This is a genomic window from Salinivibrio costicola subsp. alcaliphilus, from assembly GCF_001996185.1.
GTDB lineage: Bacteria > Pseudomonadota > Gammaproteobacteria > Enterobacterales > Vibrionaceae > Salinivibrio > Salinivibrio costicola.
In genome coordinates, this window is the sequence record NZ_MUFR01000164.1 from 1 (window position 1) to 342 (window position 342).

At 59.1% G+C, this 342-nt stretch carries 1 protein-coding gene; it reads left to right on the plus strand.

Features of this window, described 5'->3' with window-relative positions; genetic code table 11:
- Positions 1-137 precede the first annotated feature (137 nt).
- Positions 138-342 (plus strand): IS66 family insertion sequence element accessory protein TnpB (gene tnpB / locus BZJ21_RS15700; RefSeq protein ID WP_158075553.1); only part of this gene is annotated, 205 nt, incomplete at its 3' end.

The window sequence follows — 342 nt, forward strand, 5'->3', positions numbered from 1 at the left end:
GTGGTCGAAACCCCCGGCGGCTACCGGGTCTCCGTCCATGACGCCTCGGCCATCGCGCTGTTACCGCAAGTGATGAAGTACCTGCCATGATCCCGACACCAAGTGGCAATGTGTACTTGGCCACCGGGAGTACCGACATGCGCAAATCCATCAATACACTAGGCTTATTGGTGGAAGACGTACTGGCGCTCGACCCGGTCGGTCCCCACTGGTTCGTGTTCTGCAACCGCCGCCGGGACAAGCTGAAAATCCTACAGTGGGACACCAACGGCTTCTGGCTCCATTATCGCCGGCTGGAAAGCGGCACGTTCAAATGGCCGATGCACCCGAAAGATACGGTCG